Here is a 15,090-nt window from a genome sequence, read left to right as displayed (position 1 = left end):
AAAATCTCCTTGATTTTACAGTTTCTCCCAACGTTTTTCCAATCGTTCTATCGCTCTTGCACGATGGCTAATTTTATTTTTTTCTTCTTTTGAAAGTTGAGCCATCGTTTTATCTATTTCTTTTATATAAAAAATCGGATCATAACCAAAGCCATTTTCACCTTTTCGCTCTGAAGCTATAAACCCTTCACACGTTCCCCTTACCGTAAAACTTTCACCGTCTGGCATTGCAACTGCTAGTACGCAAACGAACCTGGCTGTTCTTTTTTCCGCAGGAACACCTTGCAATTTTTCTAACACTTTATCTATGTTTGCTTCGTCACTTTTTTCATTCCCAGCATAGCGTGCTGAATAAACCCCAGGTTCTCCATCTAAAGCATCCACTTCCAAACCAGAGTCATCGGCTATAACTACTACGTTAAGTGTTTTAGAAACTTCTGTAGCCTTAAGGAGCGCGTTTTCCTCAAATGTCGTACCTGTTTCTTCTACGTCTTGTATTTCTGGAAAGTCTTTTAATGATTTTACTGAATACCCTTTAGCTGAAAAAATATTTTGAAATTCTTTTACTTTGCCTTTATTATTTGTAGCAATTATTAACTCTTTCATTTCCCATCACCTATTAATGTAGCAATTTCACCTAACGCTTCTTTTTGGTGCTCTATTAATTCTAATATTCCTTCTTCTGCTAAGTCGAGAAGGTTATTTAATTGACTACGTGAGAATGTAGCTTCTTCACCAGTACCTTGGACCTCCACTAGCTCTAATTTTCCATTCATTATAACATTCATATCCACATTTGCTTTTGAATCTTCTATGTAATTTAAGTCTAAAATCTCGCCATGTTCTGGGTCAACGCCTACTGAAGTTGCCGCTAAAAAGTTATGAACAGGTAACTTCTTTATTTTTTTATCTTTTAAAAGTTTATGTAACGCAAAAACTGATGCCACATACGCACCTGTGATGGAAGCCGTTCTAGTTCCACCATCTGCTTGAATAACATCACAATCAATCCAAATTGTGCGCTCTCCTACTTTTTCTAAATCAATGACAGATCGAAGTGCTCGGCCAATTAGACGCTGAATTTCCATCGTTCTACCTGTAACTTTTCCTTTTGTTGACTCTCTCATTGTTCTTTGTTCTGTAGCTCGAGGTAACATAGAATATTCTGCTGTAATCCAACCTTTCCCTTGGTTACGCATAAAAGGAGGTACTCTTTCGTCAATACTTGCTGTACAAATAACTTTTGTATCACCGACAGAAATAAGTACAGATCCTTCTGGGTGTTTAATGTAGTTAGGAATAATTTCAACAGTACGGATTTCGTTTTTTTGTCTACCATCTACTCTTGTCATTTGCTTTGTGCTCCTTTATTTTTCACATTCATCACAAACAGAAGAAGAGGTAGCTTACGCTAACCCCTTCCAGTTTTCCTTTATAGTATATCAAAAATCAAAGATTAAAACCTTCCTGTATTCACCTTTTCAGGACGTGACACTGGTTCCGATACATTTGTACCATCTGTCGCCATTAACTCACCTTCACCGTTAACAGTGATAGAGATAGAATCAACTCCAGCTTGTTCTGTTAACGTTAGTACTAGTGCGTCCACTACAGTTTTTGAGATTTTATTTCCTTCGAAACTACCAAGAATAGATTCGTTAAAGTTTAATGTTAAATTACCATTCTCTAATTTAGGTTCCGCCATAAGTGCCACTTGCGGATTGAAGTCTCCAACTAGACCTGAAGTATAGGCTGGTCCTTGAATTAATGCCTTTACAATTGCTTCATAGTTGTTTGACTCCGAAACTTTCATACGTTTCGTAACAGGTACATAATACGTTTCTCCATCGTTAGATTCCGCTAAGAAATATAACGTTACAGGACGTGTGTTCATAATGTCTAACACTTCTGTCGTGTCATGGTTAATACCATCTGCACGGCTTAAACTATTGTTAATTGGTGTTTTATTCACAGGCATAAACTTTTGTTCATGGCCATTTACTCTTAATTCTACTTTTTCCACATTATCAAATTGCGTTAGTGTCCACGTTACAGCTTGCAAAATGGCCATTTCATCTTGTGGCTCATAGTCAGAAAATTCATTTGAGAAGTCAGCAACAATTGTGCCATCTTCTTTCAGATTGACATCCACTTCTGTTCCAGCAGGTAAAACTGCTCGAAAACCATTTGGTAACATTTCATCAACAGGTCCCCCTGTAACTAAATAGCTAAGCACTTGTTTTGCTGGTGAATCTGTAATTGGTAACATAACAGATTGAGAAACAACAAATCCATTGCTATCAATTAAATAAATTTCTCTTTCCACCATATCAGCAGCAACGTTTTCATCGCCATTATTCGATGTATCATTGTTTTCTGTATCATCTTGATATGAAACATCTGTTGGTACTTTTAATTCATTACCTGCTTTCTCATCCCCACCAAACAATCCACATCCAGCTAAAAACATTGAAGAAGCAAGCACAGAAGCAGCGGTAATCTTTAATTTTCTCTTAGACATAACTTTCCCTCCCATGACGGTTTGTACTAATATGTATACGAGCCTTAGAAAAAATTAGAACAAGCTTAACCATAAATTTTTCACCCCAAAAAATTTCAGGGAAATTACAGGCACCTGTAATTTCCCTGAAATAAACCCCGCTTATTTTTAGTAAGCGGGGTACGGTTTAGCTATTTACTTTTTCTAGTACGATGGTTTCAACGTTTTCGATAGATTGTTCAAATAGTTTAGATGCGATTTTTTGGAAAATCTCTTTCGGTCCTGTTGTTAAGAAAAGATGATCTTGAGATCTTGCTTTTTGGCGATTTAATAATTTCTTATAATCAAGAATAGTACTAACTTCTCTAGCAGTTTCATCTCCAGAGGAAATAATTTCCGTTGAAGGACCTACAGCTTTTTGAATGGATTCTTTAAGTAAAGGATAATGTGTACACCCAAGAATTAATGTATCGATTCCTTTATTAAGTATAGGCAATAAGGTTTCTTTAACAACTTGGTCTGGAAGCTCTCCCTCATATTCGCCGCTTTCCACTAATGGAACAAATGGAGGACAAGCTAAACTTTCTACTAGCACTTCTGAGTTTATTGTTTTTAATGCATTTTCATATGCACCACTCGTTATCGTACCTACTGTACCTATAACACCTACATGCCTATTTGATGTAACTTTAAGCGCCGTTCGTGAACCTGGTTCAATAACACCGATAACTGGAATAGGTAATCTATCACTTATTTCATCCAACGCTACAGCAGTTGCAGTATTACAAGCAATTACTAACATTTTAATGTCATGGTGTAGTAATAGGTAATTTGTCATTTCCCATGTGAATTCTCGAACTTCTTCTTTATTTCTCGGGCCATAAGGACACCGAGCTGTATCTCCTAGGTAGATGATTCTTTCTTTCGGCAATTGCCTCATTATTTCTTTTGCAACAGTAAGGCCACCTACTCCAGAATCAATAACTCCAATCGGTCTTTGCAAAAAATATCCCTCATTCTTTCATATCTTGATGTAAACGCGATAAACATTTTTCTAAAACTAATATTTCTTCAGGAGTGTAGTTCACTAATATTCCTTGTAAATATTCTTGACGTTTCTTTACTACCTCCGCGATAATTCTTTCACCTTCTTCTAGAAGATGAATACGTACTACTCTACGGTCATTTGGATCTTTTACACGTTGGACTAATTCGTTCTTTTCCATACGGTCCACTAAATCTGTCGTTGTACTACAAGCTAAATACATTTTAGTAGATAGCTCTCCAATTGTCATATCTCCGCCTTCTAATAACCATTGTAAAGCAACGAATTGTGGAGGCGTAATCGTATAATTACTTAAGATTTCGCGTCCTTTTTGTTTTACTAAAGTAGCGATATATCGTAATGACTTTTCAATATTTGCTACTGATTTTTCGTTTTTAATAACATTTTGTTGTTGTGTCATTCTCTACCCTCTTCCCCTATATTGATATGTATAAACATCAGCTGAAGCTTGTACAATTTTTTGTTAGGTCATGGCTGATAATCTTTCTAAAATAGATATGTTTACTAAACAATAACTTATGTTCACTTATCATTTTCTTATTTTTCTATGAAAATTGCAAGGTATTCTCGATAATAAAAGCACTAAACCTAGTTTTTTAAGCTGACGAAAAAAGGAAAGGGCATCATGAATTTATGTGAAATAAGAGGTTCCATGTTGTTCAAGATAACCTTCCCTCTTGTCAGCTTTGCAAGTGGTTAAAGCTCTAGCTCTCCCATACGAAGTAGCTCGACAACTGCTTGAGATCGCCCCTTAACTCCAAGCTTTTGCATAGCGTTTGAAATATGGTTCCGAACTGTTTTTTCGCTTATGAATAACTCTCCCGCGATTTCTTTCGTTGTTTTATCTTGTACTAACAGTTCAAAAACTTCTCTTTCTCTTTTAGTGAGCAATGGCTTTGGTTGAAACTCTTTCTCCTTCAATGAATGTAACCCTCCTTGCCTTAGCCAGAGCTGAACATCGTGGATGGGTGGATATTTAGTCATGGTATAATATGTGAAAATGTTGGTTAAAGTTACAGTTGAAAGAACAGATTTAAGGATTTTTTTTAGTAAACATACCTAATGAAACTGGCTCAAATATTTTTTGATACTGCTGTAAAGAATTTATCTTTCATTTCTGCTGTCCAAGGGTCACCTTTACCAGTTTGTTTGTTTAACTGGACCATTCGCCCTCTTCCTACAAAACAAACATCTCCATTATCCTTTAATCCCATATAATGCAGATCGACAGAAGATGTTCCAATATCATTTGCTTTAACGAACACTCTAATCTGTTCACCAAAGTAAACCTGATTCACATAATCACATTGGAGATCTGCAACTACCGGTATTGTATTACTTGAAGGCATTGCCCATTCTTGCATAAAGCCAAGATTCTTGAAATATTCGATTCTAGCTTCTTCGAAATATACAAACGGCACAGTATTATTCATATGACCAAACATATCTGTTTCGGAAAATCTTACTTTAATAAGATGACTGAATGAGAACTCATTCATCCAATTGGAAAAGTCGTTAATATAATTTATCTTTTTCAATTTATTCAACTCCTATTTTTTGAAGGTTCATTGAGGTAGTATTCTGTGAGGAAATAGATAGAATAAAACGCCTCTTCATATAGAGGCGTTTTATAATAGTATTAAACTTCGTCACTTCCGAAGAAGTTACGGAACATTTGGAAAGTAGTATCACGGTTTAGTGCAGCAATCGATGTAGTTAAAGGAATACCTTTTGGACATGATTGAACACAGTTTTGGGAGTTACCACAGTTAGCTAACCCACCATCACCCATAATCGCATTTAAACGTTCACCTTTATTCATTGCACCAGTTGGATGTGCGTTGAATAGACGAACTTGAGATAATGGAGCAGGTCCGATGAAGTCAGATTTGCTGTTCACATTTGGACATGCTTCTAAACATACTCCACACGTCATACATTTAGAAAGTTCATAAGCCCATTGACGCTTTTTCTCTGGCATACGAGGTCCAGGTCCAAGATCATACGTTCCATCGATAGGAATCCATGCTTTAACCTTTTTCAAAGAATCAAACATACGACTTCTATCAACTTGTAAGTCACGTACTACTGGGAATGTCTTCATCGGTTGAAGTCTGATTGGTTGCTCTAATTGATCAACAAGCGCCGTACAAGACTGACGAGGCTTTCCGTTGATAACCATAGAACATGCTCCACAAACTTCTTCTAAACAGTTCATATCCCAGTTGATTGGTGTTGTTTCTTTACCATCTGCGTTCACTGGATTACGACGAATCTCCATTAATGCAGAAATTACGTTCATATTTGGTCGATAAGGTAAATTAAATGTTTCTTCATATGTTTTACCATCTGGACCATCTTGACGCTCAATGATAAAAGTAACCATTGTTTCTGTAGCCATCATTATTTCCCCCCTATTTTTTCTTTGTGTAGTCACGCTTACGTGGCGGAATTAGTGACGTATCTACATCCTCATAATGGAATGCTGGAGCAGATTTAGCGCCAGTAAATTTAGCCATTGTAGTCTTTAAGAACTCTTCATCGTTACGATCTGGGAATTCTGGTTTATAGTGAGCTCCACGGCTTTCGTTACGGTTGTAAGCACCAATTGTAATAACACGAGCAAGTTGTAACATGTGGGATAATTGACGAGTGAACGCCGCTCCTTGGTTGCTCCATCTTGCAGTATCGTTAATATTGATGTTTTCATAACGCTCTAATAACTCTACGATTTTCTCATCTGTTTTTAATAGCTTGTCGTTGTAACGTACAACAGTTACGTTATCCGTCATCCACTCACCAAGCTCTTTATGAAGTACATAAGCATTTTCTGTACCATTCATGCTCATGATGTTGTTCCATTTTGCTTCTTCTTCTTTTACATAACGATCGAATAGGGAAGAAGATAAAGAATCAGCAGACTTTTCTAAGCCCTTCATATATTCAACAGCTTTAGGTCCAGCTACCATACCACCATAAATAGCAGAAAGTAATGAGTTAGCACCTAAACGGTTTGCACCATGTTGGGAGTAATCACACTCACCTGCTGCGAATAATCCAGGAATGTTTGTCATTTGATCATAGTCAACCCAAATTCCACCCATAGAATAGTGAACCGCTGGGAAGATTTTCATTGGTACTTTACGTGGGTCATCACCCATGAACTTTTCATAAATCTCGATAATACCACCAAGTTTAATGTCTAGTTCTTTCGGATCTTTATGAGAAAGATCTAAGTAAACCATGTTTTCGCCGTTAATACCTAACTTTTGGTTAACACACACATCAAAAATTTCACGAGTTGCGATATCACGTGGTACTAGGTTTCCGTATGCAGGATATTTTTCCTCTAGGAAGTACCAAGGTTTACCGTCTTTATATGTCCAAACACGTCCACCTTCACCACGAGCACTTTCACTCATTAGACGTAACTTGTCGTCTCCAGGAATTGCTGTTGGGTGAATTTGAATGAATTCTCCGTTTGCATAGTATGCACCTTGTTGATATACGATGGAAGCTGCTGCCCCTGTATTAATAACAGAGTTTGTAGACTTACCAAAGATAATACCAGGTCCACCTGTTGCCATAATAACAGCGTCTGCAGGGAATGATACGATTTCCATTGATGTTAAGTTTTGTGCAACAACTCCACGACAAATTCCTTCATCATCAATGATAGAACCTAAAAATTCCCAACCTTCATACTTTGTTACTAAACCAGAAACTTCATGACGACGTACTTGCTCGTCTAGTGCATAAAGTAACTGTTGACCAGTCGTAGCTCCAGCGAATGCTGTACGGTGATGTTGTGTACCTCCGAAACGACGGAAATCTAGTAATCCTTCTGGAGTACGGTTAAACATAACTCCCATACGGTCTAATAAGTGAATAATTCCAGGTGCAGCTTCACACATTGCTTTTACAGGTGGTTGGTTAGCTAAAAAGTCTCCACCGTATACGGAATCATCAAAGTGTTCAAGAGGAGAATCTCCTTCACCTTTCGTGTTTACCGCCCCGTTAATTCCACCTTGGGCACACACTGAGTGAGAACGTTTTACTGGAACTAATGAAAATAAATCTACAGGAACGCCAGCTTCTGCTACTTTTATAGTCGCCATTAAACCAGCAAGTCCACCGCCGACAACAATAACTTTTTTACTCATCTTGGTAACTCACTCCTTTTTCTAATGCTAGTTGCGTATTATACGAATGCTAGTAATGCTCTTACTCCAACGTAAGAAAGGGCAAAGAAAATACCAATCGTTACGTAAGTAGCAATCATTTGAGAACGAGGAGTTACAGTAATACCCCAGCTTACTAAGAATGACCATAAGCCATTTGCAAAGTGGAAAATCGTTGCAATTACACCAACAATATAGAACCAGAACATAGCTGGAGAAGCTAAAATCTCAGCCATCATATTGTAGTTAACATCTGCTCCAAGTGCAGCAGCAATTCTCGTTTCCCATACGTGCCATACAACAAATATTAATGTAATAACTCCAGTGATACGTTGTAATGCGAACATCCAGTTACGTACATAGCCATATTTACTTACATTGTTTTTCGCAGTGAATGCAATGTATAATCCGTAAATAGCATGGAATAAAATAGGAAGTGCAATTACAAAAATTTCTAAAACGTAACGAAACGGCAAGTTTTCCATAAAGTGTGCCGCGTTGTTAAAAGCTTCTGGCCCTCTTGTAGCAAAGTAGTTAATAACTAAATGCTGAATTAGGAAGAGTCCCACAGGAATTACCCCTAGTAGTGAATGGAGTCTTCTTAATAAGAATTCATTATTTTGAGCCATTTCTGTACCCCCTTTTTCGTGTAAAAAATAGATTAGATGTTAGTAAGATTCCGTTTCACTATTATAGTGAAAAACTTCTCAATCTCTGCCCATCCTTGTTTAAATTTTCGATAAAATGAAAGCCTTTGCATATTTATCGACAATTCTTCGACAAGTTTTATTTTACTCCCATGTATACCGAGCGTCAAGGAAAGGTGGGCATAAATTGTAATTTTATAAAATCTTTTATTAACTTACATCGATAAGCTAGGGAAATAATATTTTACTAGAATGAAATCATTCCATTGCTTCATTTCTGAAATTAGTGGGAATGGTATATAATAATGATTGGTGAAAAGAAAGTGGGGAATTATTTATGAGTAATGAATCAATAAACGAAACAGTAGAAAAAGTTAAAGTGCCCGCCTTTGGATACGAATTATTGCGTGAAGTATTACTTCCAGAAGTATTCGGCAAAGATCATGCCCAGTTGATGTATTGGTCTGGTAAACAACTAGCAAGAAAGTTCCCTTTATCTACTATAGATGAAATTATTTCCTTTTTCGATGAAGCAGGTTGGGGAAATTTACATATTCAGGATGAAAAGAAATATGAAATGACGTTTGTGTTAGAAGGTGGATATGTTGCTAGAAGATGTGATGTAAATAAAGATGCATCCTTCCAATTAGAAGCAGGATTCATTGCCGAGCAAATACAGCGCATGAAAGATAAAACAACGGAAGCTATAGAAGAAATAAAAAAGAAAAATAAAAGAGTTATTACGGTTCAGTGGGATAAGTAGTTATTATAGGTTATTACGGAGTCAGATAGGTTAAAGAAAAGAGCTGCCCAGGATTTTTATAAGATTCTGGGCAGTTTTTTTCTATTGTTATTGATCTTGTATATGAAGTTCATCTTTTGCTTTTTTCTTGGGCTAGTTGAACTTCATCAGCCTTATGAAGTTCATCTGACTCTTTTTTCTGGGGCTAGTTGAACTTCATCGAGCTTATGAAGTTCATCTGGCTCTTTTTTATGTGGCTAGTTGAACTTCATCGGGCTTATGAAGTTCATCTGGCTCTGGGGCTAGTTGAACTTCATCGAGCTTATCAAGTTGGCTCTTTATTCTGAGGCTAATTTAACTACATCAGCCTTATCAAGTTCACTTTCTCATTTTTCCTTGATCAAAATGAACTTCATCAGCCTTATCAAGTTCATTTTCTCTTTTTTCTTTGAGCAAAATGAACTTCATCGGCATTATCAAGTTCATTTTCTCTTTTTTTCTTGAGCGAAATGAACTTCGTCAGCCTTATCAAGTTGAAAATGAGCTTCATCGTGATGTCTTCAATCTCGCACCTTACAAAACCTATTAATTAGGCCTTTAATTCTTCTACCGCACCTTCTCCTAATTCAAACGCTACGTGTAATGCTTCAACTGCATTTAGCATTTTCTCTTCATCTACAACTGTAGATACTTTAATTTCTGACGTACTAACCATCTTCACATGAATACCTTCTGTAGCTAACACCTGGAACATTTCAGCTGCAACACCAGGGTTGGAGATCATGCCAGAGCCTACAATAGATACTTTAGCTAAGTTACTCTCTTGTTCAATATGTGTAAAGGCTAAATGCTCACGATAGTTTTCTAACACATCCACTGTTCCCTTCACATCATTCGTTTTTACAGAGAAAGAAATGTTTGTTGTATCTTTATCTAGAATAGATTGAATAATAATATCTACATTTATTCCGTGTTTTGCAAGCGTTGTAAAAATAGTTGATAATGTGTGTAATTCATTAGGTAATCCACAAACTGTCACTCTCGTTATTTGATCTTCAAACGCAATCCCTCTAATTACTAAACTCTTTTCCATTGAAACTTCCTCCTCAATAATTGTACCTTCTTCATTTTCCATACTTGAACGAACAACAAGCTTTACCCCATAGTTTTTCGCAAACTCCACTGCGCGAGGATGAAGTACGCCTGCACCTAAATTTGCTAATTCTAACATTTCATCGTAGGAAATTGATGGTAGTTTACGGGCTGATTCTACATATCGTGGATCAGTCGTAAAAACGCCAGTAACATCTGTATAAATATCACACTTCCTAGCTTTCAATGCTGCTGCTAAAGCAACCGCTGATGTATCTGAACCGCCACGACCTAGCGTTGTAATTTCATTATTAGAAGTAATCCCTTGGAATCCTGCAACAATAACGACTTTTCCATTATTTAAATGCTCTATAACATTATCCGTTTCTATATCCGTAATTCTTGCGTTTCCGTGTACGGGCTCTGTACGGATACCCGCTTGCCATCCAGTCAGCGATACAGCTTCATAACCTTTTACTTGTAGCGCCATTGAAAGTAATGAAATAGTAATTTGCTCTCCAGTAGAAAGTAACATGTCCATATCACGTTTACTTGGCTCAGCATTTATTTCTGACGCAAGTTTCACTAATTGATCTGTTGTTTTACCCATCGCAGATACTACTACTACTACTTGGTGACCATTTTTCACTTCATTAATTACTTTTTCTGCAACATTTTGGATGCGTTCTACTGATCCAACAGAAGTTCCACCAAACTTTTGTACAATGATTGACATGCTATTCATCCTTTTCTATTTACTAAATTTTTTTCATAATGTTAGACAGGGAAGCTAAATTTTCGCAATAAAAAAACAGCAATGAGCTAATTCTCATTGCTGTGATAGATTAAATAAAAATAACCGTTCACGCACTTGAGATAGCCCTCCAAGTAGATTAAACCTACCTGACAGTCCTACATTTCTTAAACGCAGAACCAGCAAAAAAAGTTAAGAGTCATTTTTTACTTCGGCGAATCTCCCCTTTTTGTAACGTTCTCAGAAGCTCTTACTTCTCCCGCTACATACTCATTGAGTTCGCACCTCTATCTTACTTCAGATTGAAGTTTGTACATTATGAAATTCATACAAAGTATATCAAACTATGAAAGAAGTTACAATTCTTAATTTTCATTTCTTAAGTGTTGGAAAATATTTTCTGCTGCTTTTAATGGGACTCCCGCTTTTTGTAACTCTTCTATAGAAGCTTCTTTTATTTTTGTAATGGACCCAAAATGTTTCAATAATGCTTTTTTCCGCTTCTCACCAACACCCTCAATCCCATCTAAAGAAGATTGAAAAACGGACTTAGATCGGAGTTGGCGGTGAAAAGTGATAGCAAAGCGGTGCACTTCATCTTGTATTCGTTGTAGTAAATAAAATTCTTGGCTATTTCTATCTAATCTCACCAATTCGAAATTATCGCCTGAAATAAGTTCACTCGTTCGATGTTTTTCATCTTTCGATAAACCTGCAAGTGGAATAAACAAATTCAACTCATTCTCTAATACATCTTTCACTGCTTGGATATGCCCTTTACCACCATCAATAATGATAAGATTAGGAAGTGCCAATCCCTCTTTCAACGCTCTCGAATATCGCCTTCTAACGACTTCTCTCATCGATTCGTAATCATCAGGTCCTTTTACTGTTTTAATTTTATATTTTCGATAATCTTTCTTATTAGGCTTTCCATCAATAAATACTACCATTGCCGAAACTGCATCTGTACCTTGAATATTCGAGTTATCAAAAGCTTCAATGCGTAATGGAGCTTTAATACCGAGCTTTGCACCAATATTTTCAACTGCTTTAATCGTTCTATTTTCATCTCGTTCTATTAATGTGAATTTTTCTTTTAATGCAACGTTCGCATTTTTTTCTGCTAAAGTGACTAACTGTTTTTTCTTTCCTCGTTGAGGCAGATATATTTTTGTATCTAATAACTTTTCTACTAATTCTATTTCAATTGTAGATGGTAAATAGATTTCTTTTGGTACGAAATGGCTTGCTTTATCATAAAATTGGCCAATGAAAGTTAAGAAGTCTTCTTCAGGTTCATTGTATATCGGAAACAAAGAAGCTTCACGCTCAATAAGTTTCCCTTGTCGAATAAAGAAAACTTGAACACACATCCAACCTTTATCAACCGCATAGCCAAATACATCTCTATCTACAAAATCATTCATCTCCATTTTTTGCTTTTCCATTGTTGCTTCTATGTGTAATATTTGATCTCGAAATTCTTTTGCTCGCTCAAAATCTAGTTGTTCAGCTGCAGTTGTCATCTTTTCTGTTAGTTCTTGTTTAATTTCTTTATAACCACCATTTAAAAATCGAACAATCTCGTCTACAATTTGTTTGTTTGTTGTTTCTGTTACTGTTTCAACACATGGTGCTAAGCACTGTCCCATATGAAAATACAAACAAACTCTATCTGGTAGAGTAGAGCATTTTCTTAAAGGATAAATTCTATCTAATAATTTTTTTGTTTCATTTGCAGCTTGTACATTTGGATATGGGCCAAAATATTTCCCTTTATCTTTTTGAACTTTCCTAGTAATTATTAATCTAGGATGGCGATCTGATGTGATTTTAATAAACGGATATCGTTTGTCATCTTTTAACATGACGTTATATTTAGGACTATGTTTTTTTATTAAATTAAGTTCTAATATAAGTGCTTCAATATTAGAAGAGGTGACGATATATTCAAAGTCAACTATCTCATTGACTAGTCTTAATGTTTTTCCATCATGAGAGCCCGTGAAATAAGATCGAACACGATTTTTTAACACTTTGGCTTTACCAACATATATAATAGTACCTTGTTCGTCTTTCATTAAATAACAGCCTGGTTGGTCGGGTAATACGGCTAATTTTTCTTTAATTAATGTGTTCACTCTTATCCCCCCGTTCTTCTCGATTTTGCATAACGATATTTTATCATAATTTCTTTTAAAAAGAAGCATTCAACTCTTCCCGAGTTCGACATAATTTCCCAAGAAATTTTTTAAAACCTAAGCATAAAGTATTGGATACTAATCGTTGCTGTTCGCTGTAGTACTCGCTATCCGCGGGTGGTCTCGGGATCCTCCTCGGAGCATGCGCCTGTGGGTCTACCTTGATGCACTTCTCCGCAGGAGTCTCCTACTACAGTGAACAGCAACTTCACTTCCGTATATTCCCAAGAAAAACGAAAGAAATGAAAAAAGCCTAGCATAGGCTAGGCTTTTTTCGTGTTTATTATAGGTGTTTGTTTAATAATTCAGCTAGAGCTTCTTTCGGTTGGAAACCAACTGTTTTATCTACAACTTCACCATTTTTTAATACTAATAAAGTTGGGATACTCATAACGCCGAATTGACCAGCTGTTTCTTGGTTTTCATCAACGTCAACTTTCGCGATCTTCACTTTGTCACCCATGTCTGCATCTAACTCTTCTAATACAGGTGCGATCATTTTACAAGGTCCACACCAAGGTGCCCAGAAGTCTACTAAGACTACACCTTCGCCAGTTTCTTGCTTAAAGTTTTGGTCTGTTACGTTTAAAATTGCCAATTCAAATACCTCCTAATATACGTTGAATATAACGTAGGATGAAGCAAGCTTTTAATTTACTTGGAAAAACTTTCTTCTTACTACATACGAAAAGTATAGCATTTCGTAAAGAAAGTTACTAATTATATGCTTCATGAATTAGTTTTTCCTGTGAATATTTAATCATCCATAAAAGAATAAAAAACCTCTGTATGAGGTTTTTTATGTGCAAAGGTTAATTTCAGTCCACTAATGCCACTAATTCGGATTGAATATCAAATGATACTACAGCTCCAATTTCAATATCTTGATTTACAGGTGCGTATAAGACCATAGGCTCTTCATTTATATCTGAACGAAGTCTTATATATAACTCTTGATACTCTCCGCTATAGGTAACTCGTTCCACTACGCCAAAATAACGTCCTTTTCCTTCTTCTACAAGCCTACAACCTTCTGGACGAATAGAGATTTTCACTTCATCCATTGATTTTTCAGTAGCTACAGGTAGACAAACCTTACCTATATGAGTTTGAACATGCTTTAAGTCTTGGTCTAGTTTTCCTGTTAATAGGTTCGTTTTTCCTACAAATTGTGCAACAAAGCAATTTTTCGGACAACGATACATTTCGCGTGGTGAAGCAACTTGTTGAATTTCTCCATCTTTCATGACTACAACACGGTCAGAAACAGCGAAAGCATCTTTTTGATCATGTGTAACGATAATTGCAGTTGTATTAGCTTTACGTAAAATGTTTGTAATGTCAAAACGCATTCTTTCTCTAAGTCCCGCATCTAGATTACTAAATGGCTCATCCATCAGTACTACTAATGGTTTCGGTGCAAGTGCTCTAGCAAGAGCTACACGTTGTTGTTGTCCACCAGATAATTCACTTGGAACTCTCTTTGCATAGTCAGCCAGACCAACTAACTCTAATACTTCTTGTACACGTTCTTTCTTTTCTTTTGATTTATATTTATTTAAGCCAAATGCTACATTTTTTTCTATTGTTAAATGTGGGAAAAGTGCGTAATCTTGAAAAACCATTCCAATTCCGCGTTTTTCCGGTGGAAGTGAACGACGGTGATCATACACTATCTCATTGCCAACTCTAATTGTACCAGTAGATGGTTGTTCAAAACCCGCTAACATTCTCAATGTTGTTGTTTTTCCACATCCACTAGGGCCAAGTAATGTAATAATTTCACCTTCATTTATTGATAAGTCGAGGGAATTCACTGCTGGTTGCTTGGAATTATGAAAATATTTTGTTACTTGATGTAATTGTATAAAACTCATGATTTGCCCCCCTCTTAAAATTTCTGT

At 36.3% G+C, this 15,090-nt stretch carries 15 protein-coding genes and 1 riboswitch; of the genes, 1 reads left to right on the top strand and 14 read right to left on the bottom strand.

Annotation, left to right across the window (positions count from 1 at the left end):
- Positions 1–15 precede the first annotated feature (15 nt).
- The 10 genes from CDZ92_RS01265 to CDZ92_RS01220 all read right to left on the bottom strand — a co-directional run bounded on the left by CDZ92_RS01265 (position 16) and on the right by CDZ92_RS01220 (position 8,376).
- Positions 16–606, bottom strand: coding sequence for an XTP/dITP diphosphatase (locus CDZ92_RS01265; RefSeq protein ID WP_096153112.1), 591 nt, complete (start codon positions 604–606; stop codon positions 16–18).
- On the bottom strand, positions 603–1,352 hold the full coding sequence (rph, locus tag CDZ92_RS01260) for a ribonuclease PH (RefSeq protein WP_096153110.1): 750 nt from the start codon (positions 1,350–1,352) through the stop codon (positions 603–605). Before rph ends, CDZ92_RS01265 begins: the two co-directional genes overlap by 4 nt.
- 104 nt (positions 1,353–1,456) lie before the next feature.
- Positions 1,457–2,521 (bottom strand): GerMN domain-containing protein, encoded by a 1,065-nt coding sequence (locus CDZ92_RS01255; protein ID WP_096153108.1) that lies wholly within the window; start codon positions 2,519–2,521, stop codon positions 1,457–1,459.
- A gap of 166 nt (positions 2,522–2,687) precedes the next feature.
- Positions 2,688–3,503, bottom strand: a complete 816-nt coding sequence (gene racE, locus CDZ92_RS01250) for a glutamate racemase (RefSeq protein WP_096153106.1) — start codon at positions 3,501–3,503, stop codon at positions 2,688–2,690.
- Between the two features lie 10 nt (positions 3,504–3,513).
- Positions 3,514–3,966 carry a MarR family winged helix-turn-helix transcriptional regulator gene (locus CDZ92_RS01245; RefSeq protein ID WP_096153104.1) on the bottom strand — a complete coding sequence of 151 codons (453 nt, stop codon included), beginning with the start codon at positions 3,964–3,966 and terminating at the stop codon, positions 3,514–3,516.
- A gap of 296 nt (positions 3,967–4,262) precedes the next feature.
- A complete protein-coding gene (gene gerE, locus CDZ92_RS01240; RefSeq protein WP_047972062.1) occupies positions 4,263–4,487 on the bottom strand; it encodes a spore germination transcription factor GerE in 225 nt (74 codons plus the stop codon).
- 152 nt (positions 4,488–4,639) lie between these two features.
- Positions 4,640–5,104, bottom strand: a complete 465-nt coding sequence (locus CDZ92_RS01235) for an acyl-CoA thioesterase (protein ID WP_096153102.1) — start codon at positions 5,102–5,104, stop codon at positions 4,640–4,642.
- 101 nt (positions 5,105–5,205) lie between these two features.
- Positions 5,206–5,967 carry a succinate dehydrogenase iron-sulfur subunit gene (gene sdhB, locus CDZ92_RS01230; RefSeq protein WP_176483826.1) on the bottom strand — a complete coding sequence of 254 codons (762 nt, stop codon included), beginning with the start codon at positions 5,965–5,967 and terminating at the stop codon, positions 5,206–5,208.
- A 13-nt stretch (positions 5,968–5,980) separates the two neighbouring features.
- Complete coding sequence (gene sdhA, locus CDZ92_RS01225; protein ID WP_096153098.1) at positions 5,981–7,729, bottom strand: succinate dehydrogenase flavoprotein subunit; 1,749 nt, start codon at positions 7,727–7,729, stop codon at positions 5,981–5,983.
- A 38-nt stretch (positions 7,730–7,767) separates the two neighbouring features.
- Positions 7,768–8,376, bottom strand: a complete 609-nt coding sequence (locus CDZ92_RS01220; RefSeq protein ID WP_096153097.1) for a succinate dehydrogenase cytochrome b558 subunit — start codon at positions 8,374–8,376, stop codon at positions 7,768–7,770.
- Positions 8,377–8,731: 355 nt separating this feature from the next.
- Between CDZ92_RS01220 and CDZ92_RS01215 the strand changes: the two genes are divergently transcribed.
- Complete coding sequence (locus tag CDZ92_RS01215; RefSeq protein WP_096153095.1) at positions 8,732–9,157, top strand: YslB family protein; 426 nt, start codon at positions 8,732–8,734, stop codon at positions 9,155–9,157.
- Between the two features lie 568 nt (positions 9,158–9,725).
- Here CDZ92_RS01215 and CDZ92_RS01210 read toward each other — a convergent pair.
- From CDZ92_RS01210 to CDZ92_RS01195, 4 genes are all read right to left on the bottom strand, one after another.
- Positions 9,726–10,964, bottom strand: coding sequence for an aspartate kinase (locus CDZ92_RS01210; RefSeq protein ID WP_096153093.1), 1,239 nt, complete (start codon positions 10,962–10,964; stop codon positions 9,726–9,728).
- Between the two features lie 133 nt (positions 10,965–11,097).
- A riboswitch (Lysine riboswitch) is annotated at positions 11,098–11,280 on the bottom strand.
- Between the two features lie 67 nt (positions 11,281–11,347).
- Positions 11,348–13,126 (bottom strand): excinuclease ABC subunit UvrC, encoded by a 1,779-nt coding sequence (gene uvrC / locus CDZ92_RS01205; protein WP_096153092.1) that lies wholly within the window; start codon positions 13,124–13,126, stop codon positions 11,348–11,350.
- Positions 13,127–13,469: 343 nt separating this feature from the next.
- Positions 13,470–13,784, bottom strand: coding sequence for a thioredoxin (gene trxA, locus CDZ92_RS01200; protein ID WP_096153090.1), 315 nt, complete (start codon positions 13,782–13,784; stop codon positions 13,470–13,472).
- Between the two features lie 220 nt (positions 13,785–14,004).
- On the bottom strand, positions 14,005–15,063 hold the full coding sequence (locus tag CDZ92_RS01195; RefSeq protein WP_096153088.1) for an ABC transporter ATP-binding protein: 1,059 nt from the start codon (positions 15,061–15,063) through the stop codon (positions 14,005–14,007).
- Positions 15,064–15,090 lie beyond the last annotated feature (27 nt).

This window comes from Bacillus sp. FJAT-45066, assembly GCF_002335755.1.
Lineage (GTDB): Bacteria > Bacillota > Bacilli > Bacillales > Bacillaceae_I > Bacillus_CD > Bacillus_CD alkalisoli.
The sequence above is the reverse complement of the archived record's forward strand: the minus strand, read 5'-3'. Positions and strand labels throughout refer to the sequence as shown.